Raw genomic sequence first — 22,844 nt, forward strand, 5'->3', positions numbered from 1 at the left:
GTTTATACCGTAGCCATACCTCCTACTTATGATATTGCTGTTCCCGGGCTAAGGTCAGCATCAGTCACCAATAATATTGACTTCCGGACTTATGCAGATACCAAAACGGTCTTTGACGGTGTCTTGTATCTTATGGGCCAGGTCTATGATCTCTTTACCGCTGGCATTACCATGGTTCACCAGGACCAGTGCCTGGTTCTTATGAACCCCGGCATCCCCATATCGCTTCCCTTTAAAACCACACTGCTCTATCAGCCACCCGGCAGGAATTTTATAGGCGGTTTCTGAAACTTTGTAGAAAGGCGCATCCGGGTGCTTTTGATGAAAGCCCTTAAAAACATCCGCGTCAATGACCGGGTTCTTAAAAAAACTTCCGCTATTGCCTAATTCTGCAGGATCGGGTAGCTTCTTACGCCTGATGGCGATAACGGCCCTGGAAATGTCCTGTATACTGGGATCAGTAATACCCATAGCCTCTAACTCGGCCTCTATGGCCCCGTAAGAAGTATTTAAGCGGTGGTTGCGAACGCTCAGCTCAAAATTAACCGAGGTGATCACAAATTTTCCTTTGGCTTTATTCTTAAAGATAGATTCCCTGTAGCCAAACTCGCAATCTTCTTTTGAAAATCGCTGAAGTTTCCCCGTCTCTATTTCTATGGCTTCACAGCTGTGAAAGACATCCTTCAATTCTACCCCGTAGGCGCCGATATTCTGGATGGGCGCCGTTCCTGTATTGCCGGGAATCAGCGAGAGGTTCTCAAGGCCGCCCAGATCGTGCTGCATGGTCCACAACACCAGATCATGCCAGTTCTCGCCCGCCATGACCTTTAGGACCAGCCGATCTCCTTGTCGTTCAACTTCGCTAACACCCTTCAGGTTTATATGCAGGACCAGGGCCTCCACATCAGAGACCAGCAGCATATTACTGCCTCCCCCGAGAATGAATTTATCAGGATATTCGTCCAGTGCCAGGGCAAGTTGTAATTCCTCGACAGAATTGACCGAGATAAAATACCTGGCCTTGGCATCTATCCCGAAGGTATTGTATGGTCGCAGGGATATGTTTTCTTGTGGTCTCAAGATTTTTTATAAACGTTCAGAGCCTCTTTCAGAATGTTGACCGCCTTGAGCAGCTGTTCCTTTTCCAGGACATAAGCGATCCTGATCTGGTTCTTGCCAAGGCCCGGGGTCGCATAGAACCCGGCTGCCGGGGCCACCATAACGGTTTCCCCACTTAACTGGAAAGATTCCAGTAGCCATTGGGCAAAATCGTCAGCATCCGCTATAGGCAATTCGGCTATACAGTAAAATGCACCCTGTGGTTTTGCTACCTTGATACCCTCTATATCTTTCAGGGCATCCAGCAATAGGTCACGGCGTTCTACGTATTCTTCGATCACATCATCAAAATAGCTTTGAGGTGTATCTAAAGCTGCCTCGCTGGCTATCAACGCAAAAGTTGGCGGGGATAACCTGGCCTGGGCAAATTTCATTGCAGTTTTAATGACCATGGTATTCTGGGAGATCAGGCATCCTATCCTGGCGCCGCACATACTGTATCTTTTAGACACAGAGTCGACCACTATAGCATGCTCCTCCAGCCCTTTTTCCTGTAGTATGGAATGATGCTTTTTACCCTCATAGGTAAACTCCCTGTAAACTTCATCTGCGATGAGATAAAGGTCGTGTTTCTTGACCAGGGCAGCCAATTGTTCAATTTCTTCCTTGCTGTAGAGATAACCGGTAGGGTTACCCGGGTTGCAGATCAGAATGGCCTTGGTCTTCGGTCCTATCGCTTCTTCAAAAGCCTGGATAGGAGGTAGAGCGAAATTGGTGTCTATCCCTGATACAACGGGAACAACTTTGACCCCGTTAGCCGTTGCGAAACCATTATAATTGGCATAAAACGGCTCGGGGATGATGATTTCATCACCCATATCAGTGACTGTTCCCAAGGCAAAGGCTAAAGCTTCAGAGCCCCCGGTGGTCACAATGATCTCCGAAGCATTAATATGTACTCCTTGTTTCTTATAATACCCTGCCAATTTTTCCCTGTAGGTGTCCGAGCCTTCTGTCCGGCTGTATTCCAGCACTTCAAGGGTATTATTCTTTACAGCATCTAGTGCAACTTTGGGCGTCTTGATATCTGGTTGACCGATGTTGAGGTGTATCACCTTGACCCCCTTCTTTTTAGCGTTTTCCGCGTATGGGACCAATTTACGTATAGGGGATTCCGGCATAGACTGCCCTTTCCTGGAGATGGAAGGCATAGGTATATATTTTAGGCAAAAATGAGAAATCATTACCTAATGGGCAACAGTACCTCCCAATAATTTGACCATTCATCCGGAATGTTAAATGTCTACCCTTCGTGAGCGTAAATTGCTTATATTTAGTATGTAACACCCTAATATTTAAACGGTTGCGATATTTTTCTCTATCTGGACTGCTGATGGCACTTCTGCTCCCGATCCTGGTTTTCGGGCAGATTTTTTCTTTGCCTGATGGGGACCAATCGTCAAAGGTGAAATTTGAACTGATCAACAATCTTATTGTCGTTCCTGTCGAAGTAAACGGTACCCCCTTGTCCTTTATCCTGGACACAGGGGTGAACAAGCCAATTATATTCAGTATTACGGACCAGGATTCCGTTTCCTTGAATAACGTTCGTGCCATCACCATCAGGGGGCTTGGCGAAGGTGAGCCCATCGAGGCACTGAGTTCTGTCGGGAATGAATTTCGCATAAAAGACATAGTAAATCCCAATCAGCAGGTCTACGTTGTCCTGGATCGCGACCTCAATTTTAGTACAAGCCTTGGGATCAATGTACACGGGATCATAGGTTATGATCTTTTCCGTGATTTTGTGGTGGAGATCAATTACTCGGCACAACATATAAAATTCCACGATCCCAGGTATTACCAAAAAAAGAAGTCGAAAAGAAGCGAAACACTTCCGCTGACCATTATAGATAATAAAGCCTACCTGGATGGGGCAGTTGTTTTTGCCAATGATAAGGAGGTTGCTGTCAATTTGCTGGTAGATACCGGGAGTAGTGATGCCGTATGGTTATTCCAGGACCTGGAAAAGGGCCTTGGAGTGCCCGACTCATATTACGAGGATTTCCTGGGTAAAGGTCTGAATGGAGATATTTTTGGCAAAAGGACTAAGGTAGAGAAGGTGAGAATCGGGAGTTTTGTACTGGCAGATGCTAAGGCGGCTTTCCCGGAAATGAATTCCTTTTCTTCGATCAAAGATCTCGGCAACAGGAACGGCAGCCTGGGAGGAGAGATCCTCAGGCGTTTTAACGTGGTATTCGATTACCGGGCCGGGGAAGTGACCCTGAAAAAAAACAACCTGTTCCGGGAACCCTTCCGCTATAACTTAAGCGGTATAGAAGTGCAGCATAACGGTATGCGCTATGTAGCCGAAAGCCTGGCAGATGCCAGTGGTGTCGCATACCAGGAAGACGATTCTTTTGGAAATGTACAGTTATTGCTGGAAAACAGGACACGACTGAGCCTGGTTCCGGAAATTATTGTTTCCACCATTCGTGCAGGTAGTCCTGCCGCTGAAGCGGGGTTGCAAGAAGGAGATGTCATACTGGCCGTGAATGGAAAACCGGTGCACCGGTATAAGATACAGGAGATTATACAAATGCTGAATGAAAGAGAAGGAAAACAAGTGCGTGTACTCATAGAACGATACAATAAAGACCTGCTATTCTCCTTTGTTTTAAAAAAGTTGTTTGAATAGAAAAACCGGCCCAATGGCCGGTTTCGTTTTATATATATAATTGTAAGTTTACTTGCTGCCTTCAGGCATAACTTCCCCTTTGATCTTCAGAACTTTTGTGGGGGTGTCTGCATTAGAAATCACCGTTACAGCTTTCCTGATAGGGCCTACACGGTTTGTGTCGTACTTCACCTGGATCTCTCCTGTTTTCCCTGGCATAATTGGTGCTTCGGGTTTCTTTGGGATAGTACATCCGCAACTGGAACTCACTTTAGAGATGATCAGTGGAGCCTCTCCTGTATTGGTGAATTCGAACACTCGGATCCCATCACTGCCTTTTGCGATTTGGCCATAATCCACAGTCTCGGCTTTAAATTCGATTTTTGCGGTTTTTTCCTGCGCCTGAACGGCAAAGGTAAGTAGGCTGACAAAGGCAAGAATAACTACTTTTTTCATCATATTTCGTTTTGGGTGAATTTCAAATGTATATGTTTTGCTATGAACATCCAAAATTCTTTTGTTATCTACTAACGTTACTTATTTTTGTTTCGTATTTCAAAAATGGGATAATTCCCATGTTTTCCCGCCATCCTTGCGATGAAACGGAAAATTTTGCGTCATACGCAGGTCATTAAAACAAAAACCATACCGTAAACATGGATATCCCTTCAAAATATGAGCCGCAGCAGGTAGAAAATCGCTGGTACGACTACTGGATGCAGCATCGATTCTTTCATTCAGAACCGGATGAAAGAGAACCTTATACCATTGTAATTCCCCCTCCTAATGTTACAGGCGTGCTGCACATGGGGCACATGCTCAATAATACCATACAGGATGTGTTGATCAGGCGGGCCCGCCTGCAAGGCAAGAATGCTTGCTGGGTCCCGGGGACAGACCACGCCTCTATTGCTACGGAAGCTAAGGTAGTGGCCAGGCTGAAAGAACAGGGAATTCCCAAATCCAGTTTAAGTAGGGAGGAGTTTCTTGAACACGCCTGGGATTGGACCCACGAGTACGGGGGAGTCATCCTTGAGCAGCTAAAAAAACTGGGCTGTTCCTGTGATTGGGAACGAACCCGGTTTACTATGGATGACGATATGTCAGCATCGGTGATTAAGGTGTTTGTCGAGTTATATGACAAAGGATTGATTTACAGGGGTCACCGGATGGTGAACTGGGATCCCGAGGCCCAGACTACGCTGTCTGACGAGGAAGTAATTCACGAAGAAAAGCAGGGGTTGCTGTATTACCTGGCATACCCAATAGAAGGTTCGGATGAGAAGGTGACCATTGCTACAACACGGCCCGAAACCATCCTGGGAGATACGGCGGTATGTGTGCATCCGGAGGACGAACGCTATACCCACATGATCGGTAAGCAGGTGATAGTTCCTATATGCAACAGGAAAATCCCTGTAATTGCCGACGAATACGTCGACATGGAATTCGGTACCGGCTGCCTGAAAATCACACCGGCACATGATGTCAATGATCAGCAGATTGGGCAGAAGCACGGGCTGGATATTATCGATATCTTTAATCCGGATGCTACTCTAAATGCCTATGGGTTGCACTACGAGGGCCAGGACCGATTTGCAGCGCGCAAAGCGATCTCAAAGGAACTTGAAGAAAAAGGCTTCCTGGTAAAGACCGAAACTCACATGAATAAGGTGGGAACCTCGGAGCGAACCAAGGCAATTATTGAACCACGCCTTTCAGAGCAGTGGTTCCTTAAAATGAAAGACCTGGCACAACCCGCCCTGGATGCTGTCCTGGAAACCGGGGATGTAGTGATCTTTCCCAATAAGTTCATCAATACCTATAAGCATTGGCTGGAGAACATAAGAGACTGGAACATATCCAGGCAGCTATGGTGGGGTCAGCAGATCCCGGCCTATTATTACGGCGAAGGACAGGGCGACTTCGTAGTGGCGGAGAGCCCGGAAGAGGCCCTGGAAAAAGCAAATAAACGCCTGCAGGGTAAACATGTACTCACTGCAGCAGATCTGAAGCAAGACGAAGATGTCCTGGATACCTGGTTTTCTTCCTGGTTATGGCCGATGAGTGTCTTTGGAGGCATCCTGGAGCCCGAAAACGAAGAGATCAATTATTACTATCCGACCAGTGACCTGGTGACTGCGCCGGACATCATGTTTTTCTGGGTAGCCCGTATGATTATGGCCGGATACGAATTCCGGGATAAAAGACCTTTTAAGAATGTATATTTCACCGGCCTGGTACGAGACGGACAAAGGCGTAAAATGTCTAAATCCCTGGGGAATTCGCCGGATGCCCTTAAGCTGATCGAAGAATACGGTGCCGATGGTGTCCGTGTTGGCCTGCTCTTGAGCTCGGCAGCGGGGAACGACCTGCTTTTTGATGAAAACCTTTGCCAGCAAGGAAAGAACTTTGCCAATAAAATTTGGAATGCATTCCGTCTTGTAAAAGGTTGGGAAGTGGCCGAATTTGAGCAGCCCGAATCTGCGGCTAAAGGAATACAGTGGTATGACGCAAAATTCCAGCAGACCCTAGAACAGATAGAAGATCACTTTTCCAAGTACAGGATCTCTGATGCGCTGATGGCCATCTATAAGTTGGTTTGGGACGATTTCTGTTCCTGGCTACTGGAGATCGTAAAACCTCCATACCAACAACCGGTAGATGCCAAGACGCTGAAAGAGGTTAGCCGTCAGTTTGAAGAGACCCTGAAATTACTTCACCCGTTTATGCCATTCCTCACCGAAGAGATCTGGCAGCATATGGCAGAGCGCAAGACAGATGAAGCCCTGATCGTTGCACGCTGGCCGGAATTCGGGGGAGCTGATACGGCGCTGACAGGTGGATTTGAATTTGCTGCAGAGGTGATCTCCGGTATTCGGACCATCCGGAAAGAAAAGAATATCCCGATGAAGGAATCTCTGGTATTACAGCTGATCGATACCGAAAAAACAGGTGATTTCTGGAATGGGATCATTGCTAAGCTGACCAACGTATCATCGATCAAAACTATTGATAAGGCCCCTGAAGGTGCCCTGTCTTTCCGGGTAAAAAGTAATGAATACTTTATTCCTGTAAGTGGAAAAGTGGATATTGCCGCCGAGATCGAGAAAATACAGGAAGAACTGGCCTATACCAAGGGTTTCCTTAAGTCGGTTCAGAAGAAATTGTCCAACGATCGATTTGTGAATAATGCCCCGGAGCAGGTGGTGGCGATGGAGAAGAAGAAAGCTGCCGACGCTGAAGCCAAGATTGAAACTTTGGAAAAAAGCCTGTCTAGCCTGGAATAAAGAATCAGGATTGACCATACATTGAAAAGGGTGCCTGTCAAGGCACCCTTTTTTTGTCAATTAGAGGCTGGGACTATTACCATTTAGCTCAGATTCTTATCTTTATGAAAAGAACCATCCCATGAGATATATAATCACCATATGTTTAGGACTTTTATCCTGGGTGGGCTGTGCCCAATCCGAGGAAAGTAAAATCTTGTCTAAAGAGATACAGATTAAAACAGCTGTTCTGCCCCTTCCGGACGGGGAGAAAGAGGGCGCAATGGTCTATGGCTATAACGAGGAGGGATCCTTGGTGGTGTTCCGTGAGGGCACTAACAATATGGTTTGCCTGGCCGATGATCCCACAAAGGAAGGCATAAGTGTATCTTGCTATTCCAAAGCCCTGGAACCGTTTATGGCAAGGGGCAGGGAACTCAGTGCCCAGGGTGCCGATTTTAATGAAAAGACAGAGATAAGGGGAAAAGAGGTGGCTGAAGGAAAACTTAAAATGCCTGAAGCTCCAAGCATGACCTATATTTATTACGGGAAAGACGAGGATTATGACAAGAGTACCGGTGAATTGGCCAATGGAAAATTCCGATACGTGATCTATATCCCGTTTGCCACGACAGAATCTACTGGTTTGCCGGATAAGCCACATGCCCCGGGAATGCCATGGTTGATGGATCCGGGCACACACCGGGCTCATATCATGGTAGGACCATTCTGAAAACCGATTTAATCTGCAAATAAGACCTGCAATACAGTAATATGGAGCAATATGCCAATGCCTTACTCTACGCCATCCCTTTCTTTATAGTTTTACTTTTAATAGAAATTGGGTACGGTCATTTTGTGAAGGACCAGAAACACAAAATCCTGGATAGCGTCAGCAGTATCAGTTCCGGGCTTACCAATGTAATCAAGGATTCCCTGGGACTTGGACTGATCATTTTTTCCTACCCTTTCTTATTGAATGCCCTCGCGCTCACGGAAATAAAAGCGACATGGGCAGTCTGGCTCATTGCTTTTATCGCTATTGATTTTGCAGGCTACTGGAACCACCGCCTAAGTCATCATATTAATGTTTTCTGGAACCAGCACGTCATCCACCATTCCAGCGAAGAGTTTAACCTGGCTTGCGCATTAAGACAGCCTATTTCTAACTTGTTGGGTTATTTTGCCCTGCTTTTGGTTCCTGCAGCGGTACTGGGAGTGCCTGCGCAAGTGATCGCCATTCTTGCGCCCATCCACCTGTTTGCACAATTCTGGTACCATACCCAGCATATTGGCAAGCTAGGTTGGTTTGAATATGTTTTTGTCACCCCCTCACAACACCGCGTACACCACGCGATCAACCCGGAATACATTGATAAGAACCTGGGGCAGATACTGTCTGTATGGGACCGTTGGTTTGGAACATTCCAGGAAGAGTTAGCCGAGGTACCCCCGCAGTACGGGGTGCTTAAACCGGCCGGCACATGGAACCCCTTCCTGATCAATTTTCAGCACTTCTGGAGGTTGACCCAGGATGCCTGGAGGACCAAAAATGCCTGGGATAAAATCCGGATCTGGTTTATGCCTACAGGCTGGCGCCCCGCAGATGTCCGGGAGAAGTATCCTTATACGGTAATTAAGGATGTTTACAATTACGACAAATATGAAACCGAAGCCTCGTCCTGGTTTAAGGGATATATCCTCCTGCAGATGCTGGTAACTCTCGGCTTGCTCTTGTTTATGTTCTACAATTTTTCGGCCATAGGGTATGAAGGTCTGCTGGTTTATGGAGGATTTCTGTTCCTGGCCGTTTTTGGTTACAGCAGCTTGATGGACCGGCAGCGATACGCGCTGTATGTAGAAGCTTTCAGGGCTGTAGCAGGTGGGGTATTCATACACCTCAATGGGGACTGGTTTGGGATAAACACTTATTATGAGCAGGCAGGCTTGTTTCTGCAATGCTATTTTCTGATTACACTTTTTGCCGCAGTATACTTCACCTTTTTCGAAAAAGAAACCGTTTCTTCTAATCTTGCTGTCTGATATATGGAACCTAGGCCTTATGTACTCGCCGAGACGAATTATAAATTATTAAAGGATCAGAAAATTGAATTGGCAGTGCTCCCCTGGGGGGCAACTGAAGCCCATAATTACCATTTGCCGTACGGCACGGATAATTACCAGGCTGAAGCTATCGCTGCCGAAGCTGCGAAAATAGCCTGGTCTGAAGGGGGGAAGGTGATGGTACTCCCCGCTGTCCCCTTTGGTGTTAATACCGGGCAACACGATATTTACCTGGATATTAACCTGAATCCATCTACCCAGCTTGCTATATTGAAGGATGTAGCGGCCACGCTGAAAAGACAGGGCATACCCAAATTATTGATCTTTAACGGTCATGGGGGTAATAATTTTAAACCCCTGGTAAGGGAACTGGGCCTGGAATTCCCGGAACTCTTTATTTGCTACGCAGACAGTTTCAGAGCCCTGGATAAAACCCTTTATTTTGATAATGAGGGTGACCATGCCGATGAAATGGAAACATCGCTAATGCTCTATTTACAAGGAGGGCTGGTCTTGCCAAAGGAAGAGTGGGGGAGTGGAGCACACCGGCAATTCAGGATAAGTTCCTTTTCTGAGGGTTGGGCCTGGGCAGAACGTAAATGGAGCGCAGTTTCGGAAGATACCGGTATCGGGGATCCGTCTATGGCCACCGAGGAAAAAGGGGAGCGGTATTTTAAGGATATCAGCGAAAAAATGGGGGCCTTCATGCTAGAGCTATGCCAGGCGGACCCAAAAGATATGTATACCGGTAAATAAGCTTCTTAAAGGTTGGGGTGGATTTCACTTTTCACCAGGTCTACATAGAGCTTCATGGCATCTTCACTAGTGATATCCCTGGCCTGTATAAGTGCATTGGCCTTAAACGCATTGATCAACGGGGTCTTACTCCCAGGATGGTCAAAATTGCGATTGGCTATCTTGTAGTAGGCATAGAGTTTAAGAAGGAGATCGGCAGGTAGGGGATCGTTGAAATTGTTGACGATCTCAACGGCTTTAGTGAATTTCATATGTAATTGCTCAGTCTTCATCCTTCTTAGGTGTGGTGGCAATACAGGTCTTTGCTCCTTTTACTTTCTGGTTAAGCTTTACCGTGACAACACTGTTCAGCGGTAGGAAAAGATCTACCCTCGACCCAAATTTGATAAAACCGGCGTCTTCACCTTGTACCACACTTTCACCAACTTCGGCATAGTTAACAATCCGCCTTGCCATGGCTCCGGCAATTTGCCTGTAAAGGACATCGCCGAATTTCGGCGTATTGATAACCACGGTGGTCCGTTCGTTCTCTTCGCTGGATTTAGGGTGCCAGGCCACCAGGTATTTACCGGGATGGTATTTAGAAAACTTTATCTGGCCACTGGCCGGGTACCGGGTAACGTGTACGTTTACCGGGGACATGAAAATGGATACCTGCAATCGCTTATCCTTAAAGTATTCATTTTCTTCCACTTCCTCGATTACCACCACCTTTCCGTCTACCGGGGCAAGGATCTCATCGAAGTTTTTAACCGCCACCCTCTTTGGGTTCCTGAAAAATTGTAAAATCGCCACCAGGAGAACAAGGGAAGCTAACTGAACTGCTGTTTTTACCCAGGAAATGCCCACGTAAAAATGTGCTAACACGATAATGGTGCTCAGCAGGAAAAAAGTGATCAATATTATTTTCTGGCCCTCTTTATGAAACATTGGTCAAAAGGTTAAGTGTTAAGTAGGCAAATGGTGCAGCAAATATAAGACTATCCAACCTATCTAACATGCCACCGTGACCAGGAAGTATAGCTCCACTGTCCTTGACCCCTGCTTCACGTTTCAGTTTAGATTCCACCAAATCGCCCAAACCACCAGCAATTACAATAACTACGGCAAGGATCACCCATTGAGCTGGGTTAACAATAGGCTCATATCTGGCCATAAAATATGCAGCGGCCACGGTAAAAACCAATCCACCTAAACTTCCTTCTACCGTTTTTTTTGGAGAAATGGCGGGGTATAATTTTGTTCTGCCGATCGTTTTTCCTACCAGGTAAGCAAAGGAGTCATTCACCCAGATAAGAATAAAAATACCCATGATCAGGAATTTGGCGAAGGCGTCGTCCTTATAAGGGATCATCGTTAAGAAGATACAGCCGCCTCCTATATAGAAAAGGCCTATCAGGAATTTCATCACACCGTTATCCTTAGGTTTCTTATTGCAGAACAGGTAATACAACAAAACAATGTTAATGGAAATGGTGACAAACATTAGGATGTTGATCAGCATTTTGTCATGTATGAGGTAGATAAACGCCCACCATAGCACCAGGTACGCCATAAAGATGTAATACCCTTTTAGCGCCGTAAGCCTCTTGTATTCATAAAGACAGGCAAGGCCAAATATCATGAAAAGGAAATCGAAGGCATCCGTGCTAAGGAAGACAGCCGATAACAATAGTGCCACATACACTAGCCCGGTAATGGATCTCCTGAGAACTTCCTTCATAATTACAGGTCTTCCAGTAATAATAAGTACAGATGCTTGGAGCTACTGCCATAAGTTAGGAAATCATCCTTGTTTTCTGCGGAAGCCTGAAAATGTTTAATGGTGGTAATATTGGCAGGAATGCCTTGTTTATATTTTTTCTTGATGAGCTTAAGTCCTTCCCCAATCGATTCGACCAGTTGGCTGGTCGTTGCAAAAACAATTACGTTATCGGGTACTTCGTGAAGCTTCTTCTCCTGAAGTTGGTTAGAACAGACCAGGATAGAACCGTTCTGCGCTATCAGGTGTTCACAGGTCGTAAAGAATACTTCACTCTCCTTGGATTTATCAGTAAAGCTAAGACCCTCCTTTTTAAAGCGTTCTTCCAGCTGGGGATTCATGCTGAAGAAAGGCTCCTGTTGCCAGTTATTCTCCAGTATGATATTCTTCAGTGCTTCGGAGACCTCCCCGAAGGAATCACAGTATAGGAATTTCCCCCCGTTCTTTTTAAAGTGTATGGTGAATTTTTCATCAACCGGAATATTCAGGTCAGGCATATGAACGCCACGGGTTTCCGCAGTTTCTTTGGAAACCTTTTTCTTGCCCCCCCCGAAGAGTTTGTCTAAGAGACCCATGAATATCTTTGTGATTCAAAAACATGTCCGGTTGCTACATGGACAACGTTTAAATTCGATTATTTATTTTCCTCGGTCGATTCTTCTGAAGCGAGTTTCTCAGTGGCGACCTCTTCCTGCCCCTGCTCATCGAACTTTTCCTCGAAAGGACGCTTACCGAAAATCTTCTCTAAATCTTCCTTAAAGATAACTTCTTTGTCCAATAATCGTTCAGCTAATTCAGAAAGTTTGTCCTTGTTCTTCTGAAGCACATCGATAGCCCTCTTGTATTCGGTTTCGATGATCTTGGAGATCTCTTCATCTATCCGCTGTGCAGTCTCCTCGCTGTAAGGCTTAGTAAAGCCGTACTCGTTCTGACCGGAAGAATCATAATAGGTAAGGTTTCCTATAGATTCGTTCAGACCATAGATTGTTACCATGGCTCGCGCCTGTTTGGTTACTTTTTCCAGGTCACTGAGTGCACCGGTAGAGATCTTGTTAAAAATGACCTTCTCTGCGGCCCTACCTCCAAGGGTAGCGCACATTTCGTCCAGCATCTGTTCCGGACGTACGATCAGTCTTTCCTCCGGCAGGTACCATGCAGCACCCAGGGATTGCCCCCTTGGTACAATAGTAACTTTAACTAGTGGAGCCGCGTGTTCCAGCATCCAGCTTACCGTGGCATGCCCTGCTTCGTGGTACGCAATAGTCTTTTTCTCTTCCGGGGTGATGATCTTATTCTTTTTCTCCAGACCCCCGACGATACGGTCTACTGCATCCAGGAAGTCCTGTTTAGTAACAGCTTTCTTTTCTTTCCTGGCTGCGATAAGTGCTGCTTCGTTACATACGTTGGCAATATCAGCCCCCGAGAAACCGGGAGTCTGCCTGGCAAGGAATTCCAGGTCCAGCGTTTCTGCAGTTTTTATCGGGCGTAAATGCACCTCGAAGATCTCTTTTCTTTCCCTGATATCCGGCAAATCCACATAGATCTGGCGGTCAAACCTTCCGGCTCTCATCAGTGCTTTATCCAGTACATCGGCCCGGTTGGTGGCTGCCAATACGATCACGTTGGTATTGGTGCCAAAACCGTCCATCTCTGTCAGCAACTGGTTCAATGTATTCTCACGTTCGTCGTTAGAGCCCGTGAAGTTGTTCTTACCCCTTGCACGCCCAATGGCATCGATCTCATCAATAAATATAATGGCAGGAGATTTATCCTTAGCTTGTTTAAACAAGTCCCTAACCCTGGATGCACCAACACCGACAAACATTTCTACGAAGTCTGAACCGGAGAGCGAGAAGAACGGAACCTTGGCCTCTCCTGCTACTGCTTTGGCAAGGAGGGTTTTACCGGTACCCGGAGGTCCTACAAGAAGGGCTCCTTTAGGGATTTTACCTCCTAATGAAGTATATTTTTCAGGATGTTTCAGGAATTCTACGATCTCTTCCACTTCTTCCTTAGCACCTTCTAAACCGGCTACGTCCTTAAAAGAAGTCCTGGTATCTGTCTTTTCGTCAAAGAGTTTAGCCTTAGATTTCCCAATATTAAAAATCTGGCCTCCTGCGCCTCCTCCGGCTCCTCCAGACATTCTGCGCATCAGGTAAATCCAGATCCCTATGATCAATACAAATGGGAGTATGGTTAGCAGTAACTCCATGAACACGTTAGACTCCGTATCGTAATCCACGATAGTGTCCAGGTTATTCTCCTGCTTTATCTTCTTGATATCATTCTCAAAGTTCTGCAAGTCACCGTAGTCCAACACATATTGGGGAACCATGCCTGTTGAAGGGATCAGTGGCTGATCTACCACATCCTTATGCACATCCTTACTCATGGCTTCCTCGGTAAGGAATACCTTGGCCTGGCGTGTATTGGTGATGATGAGGATCTTATTGATGTCCCCGTTTCGCAGGTATTCCTGCAACTCGGATGTTGTGGTCTTCTGTGTTGTTGAAAGGCTTCCCGATCCGAAGAACTGGAACCCGATTAACAGAATTGCGATCAGTCCGTAGATCCACCATGAACTGAACTTAGGTTTTTTTTGGGGTGTTTTGTTATCTTTTGACATTGTCCTTTTTTACTGATTAAAGCTACTTTCTACCAAGGTTACCTTGGCATCGCCCCAAAGTCCTTCAATATCATAAAACTCTCTGGTTTGCTTCTGGAAAACATGAACTACAACATTGACATAGTCCATAAGGATCCACTCTGCATTATCGGATCCCTCAACATGCCAGGGCTTGTCCTGGCTTGCTTTACTAACGGTTTTTTGGATGGAATTCACAATGGCATTCACGTGAGTATTGGAAGTACCATTACAAATTATAAAGTAGTCACAAACAGTATTTTCTATATCTCTGAGGTCCAGTAAGTTAATCTCCAGACCCTTTACTTCTTCAATTCCGTGTAAGATTAAGGCAATCAATTCATCTGCGCTCGTTTCCCTTTTCTGCATTCAATTGTTTTAGTTTTTACAAAGTTATTGTTTTTTTGTTTTTTTTGCTAATGGTTTTAACATAACATTGTACATCAAATACCTAGGCTTCACCATGCATTTAATCAAACTTGATGCCACGGATTCTACCAATACTTACTTAAAAGAAATCCTGGCGCATGGCCACCCGGAGGATATGACGGTCGTGCAGGCTGATCGGCAGACGATGGGCAGGGGGCAAATGGGGACTAGCTGGACATCAGAGCCTTATAAAAACCTGACTATAAGTGTGTTAAAGAGATTTGACGCGTTGCCGGCAGGGCAGCAATTCCGTGTCAATATCGCTACCTCCCTGGCGGTATATCGTACCCTGAAAAACTTTATGATTCCCGATCTGCATATCAAATGGCCTAACGACATTCTGTCAGGAACCAAGAAGATTTGTGGAATCCTCATAGAAAATTTGGTTGCAGGGAGCGGCATATCTGCCTCTGTGATCGGTATAGGACTGAATATTAACCAAGTTAATTTTGACGGACTCCCCCAGGTTACCTCCTTAAAACTTGAAAGTGGTCGGGATCACGATATTGGAGAGGTCCTTAACAGCCTTATGAATTCCTTAGAAACAGCTTTCCGTGAGCTATCAGACATGGAGGAAGGAGAACTTTTCGCGAATTACGAGAAGCATTTGTTCCGCAAGGATAAACCTTCAACTTTTGAAGATGAAGAGGGAAAGATGTTTATGGGATTTATCAGGGGGGTTACCCGTGATGGTCAACTCCGGGTAGAACTTGAAGACCGGGTAGAACAGCATTATGGTCTAAAAGAGGTAAAGCTGTTATATTGAGTAATACGGCCTATAGTTCTCCCAGGTTCTTTGAAAGTGTATTCAAAAAATTGGTGATCGGTCCTTTGATCATCATCGCCATCATGGCGTTGAAATCTCCATCAAAAGCCAGGGATATTTCACTTTGGTTCTCGTCAACTGCGGTAATGTGAGCAGTCAGGGTAAAAGGTAATTTGTCGCTGGCAGCACCGAGCACAAGTTTTTGATTAGGCAACTGTTCCTTTCTTTCCAGGACAATTTCCGGCATTCCCTTCAGCCCGAAAAGAAAGCGGTTTTCGTTGATGAGCTGAAATTTATCCAGGTTATCGGGCATGATCTCCTCAAAATTTTCCAGCTTGGTGAGAAAATCATAGAGTTCTTTTGCACTTTTGTTTACGGTTGTAGGTGTAGTGTTTATCTGCATATGCTAAGAGGGCCATTTGGAAGGAGCAGTTCTCCATTCCATAAGCAAGTTTTGTTGTTCTTCTTTTATATAATTGGTTTCCGAGGCCTGTTCTATCAGGTGTTGGTAATCGCTCAGGGTGTGTAATTCGACCCCTTTTTCTTCAAACGCCTTCTCGGCTTGCTCAAATCCATAAGTGAAAATGGCGAGCATTCCCTTCACCTGTGCACCTGCCTTAAGTAGTCCATCTACGGCATTCAGGCTGCTTTTTCCGGTGCTGATCAGGTCTTCAATCACAACGACAGTCTGCCCGGCTTCGAGTTGTCCTTCCACCTGGTTCTGCCTTCCGTGTGCCTTAGGCTCAGGACGAACGTAAATAAATGGAAGTCCCAACTGCTCGGCAACCAGCATCCCAATACCGATAGCCCCGGTGGCTACACCTGCAATGACATCTGGTTTCCCATAGAGGGATTCCAGCTGTTTGGCGATTTCCTGCCTTACAAAATTCCTGATTACAGGGTAGGACAGAATAATGCGGTTATCACAGTAAATCGGTGATTTCCACCCGGAAGCCCACGTAAATGGATTTTCTGGTTTCAACTTAATTGCATTAATTTGCAGCAATAGCTCGGCCGTTTTCTTTGCGGTATCTTTGTCTAAAACCATGGCGCAAATGTATAAAGTTTTTGTTAATGATTCGCCTCTGATTTTAACGAACACCTTAACAGAAACGGTGAACGGAAATTACTTCTTGCTAAATGGGAGATCAATTAAGAGCGCCATCAAGGCATTGTCCAAGAAGGAGCTAAGTGAAGCCTATATCTACCATCCCAATACCGAGGAAATCCTTAAAAAGTTTGCCAAGAAGATTCCGCTCGTAGTAGCCGCCGGTGGTGTGGTCACCAATAAAAAAGGAAAAGTACTGTTTATCTACAGGAATGATAAGTGGGACCTTCCCAAAGGAAAACTTGACAAAGGGGAAACGATAGAAGAATGTGCCCTCCGCGAGGTGGAAGAGGAGACCGGGGTACAGGGACTCGTCATCGAAAACTACCTGAAGACTACTTACCATGTGTTTAAACGGAAAGGGAAATTTAAGCTAAAAGAGGTGCACTGGTATGCCATGAAAACCAACTACAAGGGTCCTCTGAAGGCAGAAAAGAGCGAGGGAATTAAGAAGGTTAAGTGGAAGAACCCTGCACAGATCTCTGAAGCACTACAAAACTCCTACGCCAACATTACCCTGCTTTTTGAGCAATAATCTCCTATTTTAACAACCTATATATGGGGTACTGCAGGTGTGCAGCTTCGTAGTTCGGAGACCTTTCATATATCCACTCCAGTTGCGCATACGGGTTAGCAGCGAATTCCTGGTCAGATTGCTGCTTTTCGCGGAAATCAGCCGCAAGTTCGGGGTTTTCTTCCAATAGCTCAATCGCAGCATCTTCAAAAACATAAGAGGAAAACCCTTCTTTCCGTTGTAGAACCGTATCAAAAAAGTTCCAGTTAAAAAAAGAATCTACGGCAGTCGGCTCCAGGGTTTCCATCAGGTACCGCATTGCGGGTTGTGCCGTTGGTATCAAAAGATCCCCTTCACCAAAGGTCCTAGTGATAATTCGAGATTCTGTACGGGTATCAAAGTGAGGGTAGTGACCTTCATAGGCCGATGTACCGGTCTTGTAATCAGTAATACGATATGATGCAACTGTCATGGTAGTGTCTCTTTGCAAGACGGTATAGGTCACATTATTCAGGTCTAGCTTTTCTTTCACATTATCCCACGACCTGGGGACCAGGTAAGCTTTGGGGATACTGACCGAATCCGAGGCGATATAGTGGTCCCGGTAAGGCAGCTGCTTTGTAAAAGGCTTTTCCCTGTTATACTTTAAACGGGGAAGCCCGGTGATTTGACTTTCTAAGGTATCTGCCTGGTAGCCCCGGAACTCCAGCATCCTGTTGCGTGTGGTGTCCAGTTCCCAGCGGATTGGGTAGTTCTTAAGTTGCAGTTGTTCTTCGAAAGCTTTGTTCCTGAGCTCTTTTATAGTGGTCGACTCCGATGCGGAGTACTCTATAATGGTTTTTAACATCAGATAAGTTGCCGCTACCCGGTCTTTGTAAGGCTTCAGCATATGGGTCTCTATCATCAGGCCCAGGGTATTCCATAGAGAGGTGTAGCCGGTAGAATACCTTGGATGATCCATGAATTGAGAAAATCCGTTATCCGGAGGGCGGTTATAAACATTAACATAGGGGGTTATAGCTTCGCCTGAAGCTTCTAAAGTCTTTTCTATCCCCGGTCGCCATTGCTTATCCAGGTAGCGTCCCAGGGGTGCCGCCATTTTATCGTGTTGAGAGAAAAGATGTGTCAGAGTGTATTGGTAATCTGCGCCGTTACTTACATGGGTATCAATGAAGATATCCGGTTTAACCAATTGAAAAATCTGCGCGAATGTTTTAGCATTCTTTGAATCATTCTTGATAAAATCTCTGTTCAGGTCATAATTTTTGGCATTTCCCCGGAACCCGTATGATGCGGGCCCTTCCTGGTTTGCCCTGCTACTGCTGTTTCGGTTAAGGGCACCACCTACGTTGTATACCGGAATAGTGACAATTACCGTGTTTTCGGGAAGTTCAATTTTACCGGTTGCGTAATCGCGGAACAACATCATGCTGGCGTCAATACCATCGCTTTCTCCTGGGTGGATACCGTTGTTGATAAAGATGACCAGTTTCTCCTGCCGTATCTTCTGGAAATTGAAGTCGCTTTCCGGGTTAAGGGTAACCAGGTGTAATGGCCTGCCGCTGTCTGTCTCCCCTATGGTCTGAATATTAACCTGTGGAAATTCTTTGGCGATACGGATGTAGAAATCGATAACCTGCAGGTAGGTTGCTGTTTCTGCTCCTTTGGTATTTTCAAAGTGTGTGGAAAAATTACCGGTCTTAGCTTCCTTTTTAGTCTCGCAAGACCATAGGAAGATCAATAATACAGGGAATAAAAGGTACCTCATGGTTGTTTAAGCTTGAAAAGAGCGTACCCAAATGTAAATAAAATTAAGACTGCTTTACCGCTTCGGTGATCAAAGCAACCTCATCCCTGGTCATAGGTTTGTTCATGAATTCTATCTGGTGATGAGTCCTGTTCTTGAAATCTTCCCAGTTCTGTCGATCTACCGGGTCTATAGAAGAGGTAACAATGTTTATCCTGATAGTTTGTGATATTTTCAAAGCGATAAATTCTTCGAGAAACTGCCAACCATCCATGATGGGCATATTGATGTCAAGAAAGATAACCTCCGGAATATCCTCCTGACTCTTGATCTGGTCACGAATCGCCCGTATAGCCTGCTCGCCATTCATATAGGTTTCTATATGATCGCAACAGTCCAGGGCATTGAGCATTTTTGTGATACCAAAAATAGTTATCGGGTCATCATCAATAATGCTGACGGTACTAATCTTTGTCATTGAAATGTATTTTAAATGTAGTGCCTTTTCCTACTTCGCTACTCGTTGTGATAAAGCCTCCCATGGCTTCTACCTGGTTTTTCGTGATATATAGACCAATCCCCCTGGCTTCGTCATTCTCATGGAAGGTCTTATACATTCCGAAGAGTTTTTCTCCGTAACGCTTCAGGTCTATTCCCAGGCCATTATCCGAAATGCTCAGAACCGTAAAATTATTGGTTTTTTCAGTACTCAGGGTGATGACAGGAATGCGAGAGGGGTCTCTGTATTTTACGGCGTTGGTAATAAAATTCATCAGTATGCTGTCTAGGTAAGCCGGTACCACTTTTACCTTCTGGTCCGGGCTGATCAGGTTTTGAATCTTGGCATCTGAGTCCTTTAAAAATCCTGACAGGCTATCCACGATAGTATTCGCTTTTTCGTAGAGCTTGACAGGTTTTTTATCGAGGTTGACATTAGTGTTTATGGAAACTACCTCGTTCAGGTTTTCAAGCGTTTCCAAGAGGTTGTTTGATGCGGCAATCAGCATCCTGAGGATGTTATCTTTTTCTGCTTCATCTTTTTCGTCCTTGAGAAAATCGAGTAACATGGAGAAGTTGGCCGTATGCGATCTCAGGTTGTGAGATACTATATGGGCAAAATTCACCAGTTTCTTATTCTGTAAAGAGGTTACGTTGATAAGGTTTCTCAGTTCACTTTCCTGCTTTTTCAGGTTACTGATATCAAGGCTTATCCCCATAAGGCCGGTGGCACGACCGTCATTCCCTATCAAGGGGATCTTTGAGGTTAAGAAGGTCGTAGCGTTGCCATTCGGGGTCACATTAAGCGTTTCTTTACCGTAGATCGGTGTCAGGCTTCGCATAACCGCAAGATCTTCTTGTCTTGAAATATCGGCAACTTCTTTATCATACAGTTCGTGATCGCTCTTTCCCAGGATCTCATTTGGGTCCGAAACACCAAGGTATTCACATTCTGAACGGTTGACCAGGGTTTTTCGGGAATCAATATCCTTTATGTATAAGTTGAGGGGAAGATTATCTATTACTGTTCGTAGCAGGGATTCACTTTCTTTAATTTTATTCTCAGAATTTACATGATCCGTGATCTCCTGCAGCGTGCCCAGCAATCCAATGTATTTCCCGTCCCTGTAGAGTGGTTTCCCGGCGGCAATGACCCAGATGTCTCTGCCGTCAGCCGTAGTCATTTCCAATTTTTCATGCCAGGGAGTACCATTTTTTTTGGCGTTTTCTACGGCCATGGCTATGGTATTGCGGCTGAATCCTTCTTTATAGAATTCTATTGCTGATTCTGCGGTAGGTATGTAATCGTCAGCAACCCCTTTAATTTTTTTAATGGTCGGGCACCAATGCAGGGTCTGACGGAATGTATCATATTCCCAGCTACCGATACCGGCGACTTCTGATTTATTCTGTAGCAGGAGCTCCAGCTTTCTCAGTTTTTCGGCCTGGAGAACGCGCTGCGTTACTTCTTCTGCCTGTATGATGATACCGATAATATTCTCCCTGTCGTCAAACCAGGGAATATTGGTCCATTCAAACCAACGTTCTTTCTGAGAGCGGTCTGTAAAACGCTCTACGCCCGAATCTCCCCCGGAACCTATTAAGCAGGATTCCAGCAGATCTTTCAGGTCATCGCTTACCGTATCGAACAGGTCAAATATAGATTTGCCTAACACATTCCTCTTACCAAAATCAAAATCGGTGATCCACCGATCAGAGACATAGACCACTTCAAATTTAGTATTGATAAAAGCAGTAGCCTTTGGCAGCTGTTTGATCAGGTAATTGGCAGCAGTGGTGGGGGTGCCTTGCAGCATAGTGTTGAAATTTCTTACTAATGTATAAGCCTTTAAGGCATCTCAACAAACATTGTTGTGAATAGCTGGGTTTTTGTGGTGTGTCAGTATTTGGCCGATAAAAACTGCATTTAATTCCGGGGAATCAGAGTTTATGTTTAATGTTCTAGTAATTATATTCTACAAATGGGTGTTGGGAGGATTATGGGAGTCTTACCGTATCCGGTACCAGGCCGGTAAAATCACCCCCGTGCCGGATGACGTCCCGGACGATTGAGGAACTGATATACGACTTGCCCGAGGAGGTAAGCAGGAAAACGGTTTCTATTTCTGATAGTTTTCTGTTCGTATGTGCAATGGCCTTTTCAAATTCGAAATCTCCCGGATTGCGCAATCCCCGGAGAATAAATCCTGCATCGACTTTTTTACAGAAATCAACAGTAAGTCCCTCGTAGGTCAGGACACGGATCTTTGGTTCATCGCGAAATGCCTCTTCAATAAATCGAAGCCTGTCTTCCAGGGAAAACATGTATTTTTTTTCCGCATTGATGCCTATGGCAATGATGAGTTCATCAAACAGGGTGATTCCTCTCTGGATAATATCAAAATGTCCCAGTGTGATAGGGTCAAAGGATCCAGGAAAAATGGCTCGTCTCATACTGTATTGTTTCTACTTTCCAAGGTACTCAAATTACTTTAAAGCTTCGGTAATCGCATTTTCAAACAGCTGCGGCAGTGAAATGCCTGCTGCTCTTGCCTGCTGGGGGAGAATGCTTTCTTCCGTAAGACCAGGTGTGGTGTTCATTTCCAGCATATAGGGTTCGTCATTGACAAAAATGAATTCACTCCTGGAGAAGCCCTTCATTTTTAAAAGGTCGTATACCTTCCGGGCTACCTCGGTTACCCTCCGTTCCTGCTGTACACTGAGCCTGGCCGGGGTGATCTCCTGTGCTTTGCCTTCGTACTTGGCGGCAAAATCAAAGAAATCGTTCTCGGATACAATTTCCGTGATAGGCAATACCGTGGTCTTCCCTTTGTAGTTGATAACTCCGACAGAGACTTCGGTCCCGTCCAGGAATGCCTCGATCAGTATCTCGTTATCCTCGGCGAATGCTTTCTCAATAGCATCGGCAAATTCTTCCTTCTTATATACTTTAGTGATACCGAAACTGCTGCCGGCTTTGTTGGCCTTAACAAAGCAGGGAAGTCCCACTTTGCCGATGATCTCGTCTTCTTCGTAGGTATCCCCCATGTTCAGGTAAAAGGAAGCGGCAGATTTGATTCCGTAGGGTTTCAATACGCTGAGCAGGTCTCTTTTATTAAAGGTCAGTGCCGCCTGGTAGTGGTTGCAGGAGGTCTGTGGAACACCTATGAGTTCAAAATAAGCTGCCAAGTACCCGTCTTCCCCTGGATTACCGTGAATAGCGTTGAATACACAGTCAAAATGCAGCGGCTTATCCTCCATGGTAACACTGAAATCATGGCGGTTTACCGGGAATTCATTGTCTTGCTCATCAATGCAGACCCATTTATCTTTCCGGATCAGGATACGGTAACGATTAAATTTTTTCGGATCCAGGTATTTATAGACGACACTTCCGCTTTTCAGGGAGATCTGGTACTCGCTGGAATACCCTCCCATTACTATCGCAATATTTTTTCTCATAGAAACATTCACTTCCCGGGAAATCCCGTAAAATATCCATTTTTCAAAGTAAAGAAAAAAGGTGTGGGTTTCCTATCTTTGCTGGGTTA

General features: G+C 45.3%; 23 protein-coding genes. 7 read left to right on the plus strand and 16 right to left on the minus strand.

The features are described 5' to 3' along the window. Nucleotides 1–60: 60 nt before the first annotated feature. Together murB and PP178_RS09545 are read right to left on the minus strand one after the other, a co-directional pair. Nucleotides 61–1,080, minus strand: a complete 1,020-nt coding sequence (gene murB, locus PP178_RS09540) for a UDP-N-acetylmuramate dehydrogenase (RefSeq protein WP_272594123.1) — start codon at nucleotides 1,078–1,080, stop codon at nucleotides 61–63. Next, nucleotides 1,077–2,270, minus strand: coding sequence for a pyridoxal phosphate-dependent aminotransferase (locus PP178_RS09545; RefSeq protein ID WP_272594124.1), 1,194 nt, complete (start codon nucleotides 2,268–2,270; stop codon nucleotides 1,077–1,079). The genes murB and PP178_RS09545 overlap by 4 nt, the downstream gene beginning before the upstream one ends. Nucleotides 2,271–2,452: 182 nt before the next feature. On the opposite strand from PP178_RS09545, the gene PP178_RS09550 reads away from it, so the two are divergent. Continuing rightward, nucleotides 2,453–3,757, plus strand: a complete 1,305-nt coding sequence (locus PP178_RS09550) for an aspartyl protease family protein (RefSeq protein WP_272594125.1) — start codon at nucleotides 2,453–2,455, stop codon at nucleotides 3,755–3,757. A gap of 48 nt (nucleotides 3,758–3,805) precedes the next feature. On the opposite strand, the gene PP178_RS09555 is transcribed toward PP178_RS09550, so the two are convergent. Beyond that, on the minus strand, nucleotides 3,806–4,195 hold the full coding sequence (locus PP178_RS09555) for a DUF1573 domain-containing protein (RefSeq protein ID WP_430974712.1): 390 nt from the start codon (nucleotides 4,193–4,195) through the stop codon (nucleotides 3,806–3,808). Between the two features lie 197 nt (nucleotides 4,196–4,392). Here PP178_RS09555 and PP178_RS09560 point away from each other — a divergent pair, with 197 nt between their 5' ends. From PP178_RS09560 to PP178_RS09575, 4 genes are all read left to right on the plus strand, one after another. After that, the gene (locus PP178_RS09560; RefSeq protein WP_272594126.1) at nucleotides 4,393–7,026 is read left to right on the plus strand and encodes a valine--tRNA ligase; all 2,634 of its coding nucleotides are present in this window, start codon (nucleotides 4,393–4,395) and stop codon (nucleotides 7,024–7,026) included. A 121-nt stretch (nucleotides 7,027–7,147) separates the two neighbouring features. Then, nucleotides 7,148–7,738: a hypothetical protein gene (locus tag PP178_RS09565; RefSeq protein WP_272594127.1), complete on the plus strand. Its 591-nt coding sequence runs from the start codon at nucleotides 7,148–7,150 to the stop codon at nucleotides 7,736–7,738. A gap of 41 nt (nucleotides 7,739–7,779) precedes the next feature. After that, complete coding sequence (locus tag PP178_RS09570) at nucleotides 7,780–9,048, plus strand: sterol desaturase family protein (RefSeq protein WP_272594128.1); 1,269 nt, start codon at nucleotides 7,780–7,782, stop codon at nucleotides 9,046–9,048. Nucleotides 9,049–9,051: 3 nt separating this feature from the next. After that, nucleotides 9,052–9,825 (plus strand): creatininase family protein, encoded by a 774-nt coding sequence (locus PP178_RS09575; protein WP_272594129.1) that lies wholly within the window; start codon nucleotides 9,052–9,054, stop codon nucleotides 9,823–9,825. A 5-nt stretch (nucleotides 9,826–9,830) separates the two neighbouring features. On the opposite strand, the gene PP178_RS09580 is transcribed toward PP178_RS09575, so the two are convergent. The 6 genes from PP178_RS09580 to rsfS are packed head-to-tail and all read right to left on the minus strand — an operon-like array spanning nucleotide 9,831 to nucleotide 14,600. Next, nucleotides 9,831–10,097 (minus strand): acyl-CoA-binding protein, encoded by a 267-nt coding sequence (locus PP178_RS09580; RefSeq protein WP_272594130.1) that lies wholly within the window; start codon nucleotides 10,095–10,097, stop codon nucleotides 9,831–9,833. Further along, the gene (locus PP178_RS09585; RefSeq protein ID WP_272594131.1) at nucleotides 10,087–10,755 is read right to left on the minus strand and encodes a phosphatidylserine decarboxylase family protein; all 669 of its coding nucleotides are present in this window, start codon (nucleotides 10,753–10,755) and stop codon (nucleotides 10,087–10,089) included. The genes PP178_RS09580 and PP178_RS09585 overlap by 11 nt, the downstream gene beginning before the upstream one ends. Further along, nucleotides 10,745–11,548: a phosphatidate cytidylyltransferase gene (locus PP178_RS09590; protein ID WP_272594132.1), complete on the minus strand. Its 804-nt coding sequence runs from the start codon at nucleotides 11,546–11,548 to the stop codon at nucleotides 10,745–10,747. The genes PP178_RS09585 and PP178_RS09590 overlap by 11 nt, the downstream gene beginning before the upstream one ends. 2 nt (nucleotides 11,549–11,550) lie before the next feature. Continuing rightward, on the minus strand, nucleotides 11,551–12,162 hold the full coding sequence (locus PP178_RS09595; RefSeq protein WP_272594133.1) for an LUD domain-containing protein: 612 nt from the start codon (nucleotides 12,160–12,162) through the stop codon (nucleotides 11,551–11,553). Between the two features lie 59 nt (nucleotides 12,163–12,221). Then, the gene (ftsH, locus tag PP178_RS09600; protein ID WP_272594134.1) at nucleotides 12,222–14,213 is read right to left on the minus strand and encodes an ATP-dependent zinc metalloprotease FtsH; all 1,992 of its coding nucleotides are present in this window, start codon (nucleotides 14,211–14,213) and stop codon (nucleotides 12,222–12,224) included. A gap of 9 nt (nucleotides 14,214–14,222) precedes the next feature. After that, nucleotides 14,223–14,600: a ribosome silencing factor gene (rsfS, locus tag PP178_RS09605; protein WP_272594135.1), complete on the minus strand. Its 378-nt coding sequence runs from the start codon at nucleotides 14,598–14,600 to the stop codon at nucleotides 14,223–14,225. 94 nt (nucleotides 14,601–14,694) lie between these two features. Here rsfS and PP178_RS09610 point away from each other — a divergent pair, with 94 nt between their 5' ends. Beyond that, nucleotides 14,695–15,426: a biotin--[acetyl-CoA-carboxylase] ligase gene (locus PP178_RS09610; RefSeq protein WP_272594136.1), complete on the plus strand. Its 732-nt coding sequence runs from the start codon at nucleotides 14,695–14,697 to the stop codon at nucleotides 15,424–15,426. Nucleotides 15,427–15,436: 10 nt separating this feature from the next. On the opposite strand, the gene PP178_RS09615 is transcribed toward PP178_RS09610, so the two are convergent. Beyond that, on the minus strand, nucleotides 15,437–15,829 hold the full coding sequence (locus PP178_RS09615; protein WP_272594137.1) for an SRPBCC family protein: 393 nt from the start codon (nucleotides 15,827–15,829) through the stop codon (nucleotides 15,437–15,439). 3 nt (nucleotides 15,830–15,832) lie between these two features. Further along, a complete protein-coding gene (pyrE, locus tag PP178_RS09620; RefSeq protein ID WP_272594138.1) occupies nucleotides 15,833–16,474 on the minus strand; it encodes an orotate phosphoribosyltransferase in 642 nt (213 codons plus the stop codon). A 7-nt stretch (nucleotides 16,475–16,481) separates the two neighbouring features. On the opposite strand from pyrE, the gene PP178_RS09625 reads away from it, so the two are divergent. Next, on the plus strand, nucleotides 16,482–17,069 hold the full coding sequence (locus PP178_RS09625) for an NUDIX hydrolase (protein ID WP_272594139.1): 588 nt from the start codon (nucleotides 16,482–16,484) through the stop codon (nucleotides 17,067–17,069). Between the two features lie 4 nt (nucleotides 17,070–17,073). On the opposite strand, the gene PP178_RS09630 is transcribed toward PP178_RS09625, so the two are convergent. The 5 genes from PP178_RS09630 to PP178_RS09650 form a co-directional block, all read right to left on the minus strand. After that, nucleotides 17,074–18,816, minus strand: a complete 1,743-nt coding sequence (locus PP178_RS09630) for a M14 family metallopeptidase (RefSeq protein ID WP_272594140.1) — start codon at nucleotides 18,814–18,816, stop codon at nucleotides 17,074–17,076. A gap of 43 nt (nucleotides 18,817–18,859) precedes the next feature. Continuing rightward, a complete protein-coding gene (locus PP178_RS09635; protein ID WP_272594141.1) occupies nucleotides 18,860–19,273 on the minus strand; it encodes a response regulator in 414 nt (137 codons plus the stop codon). After that, a complete protein-coding gene (locus PP178_RS09640; RefSeq protein ID WP_272594142.1) occupies nucleotides 19,260–21,110 on the minus strand; it encodes a PAS domain-containing sensor histidine kinase in 1,851 nt (616 codons plus the stop codon). The genes PP178_RS09635 and PP178_RS09640 overlap by 14 nt, the downstream gene beginning before the upstream one ends. A 181-nt stretch (nucleotides 21,111–21,291) precedes the next feature. After that, nucleotides 21,292–21,747 carry a pantetheine-phosphate adenylyltransferase gene (gene coaD, locus PP178_RS09645; RefSeq protein ID WP_272594143.1) on the minus strand — a complete coding sequence of 152 codons (456 nt, stop codon included), beginning with the start codon at nucleotides 21,745–21,747 and terminating at the stop codon, nucleotides 21,292–21,294. A gap of 33 nt (nucleotides 21,748–21,780) precedes the next feature. Further along, entirely contained in the window at nucleotides 21,781–22,755 is a 975-nt protein-coding gene (locus PP178_RS09650) for a D-alanine--D-alanine ligase (protein ID WP_272594144.1), read from the minus strand. Between the last annotated feature and the right edge of the window lie 89 nt (nucleotides 22,756–22,844).

It is taken from the genome of Zeaxanthinibacter sp. PT1 (assembly GCF_028464225.1).
GTDB lineage: Bacteria > Bacteroidota > Bacteroidia > Flavobacteriales > Flavobacteriaceae > Zeaxanthinibacter.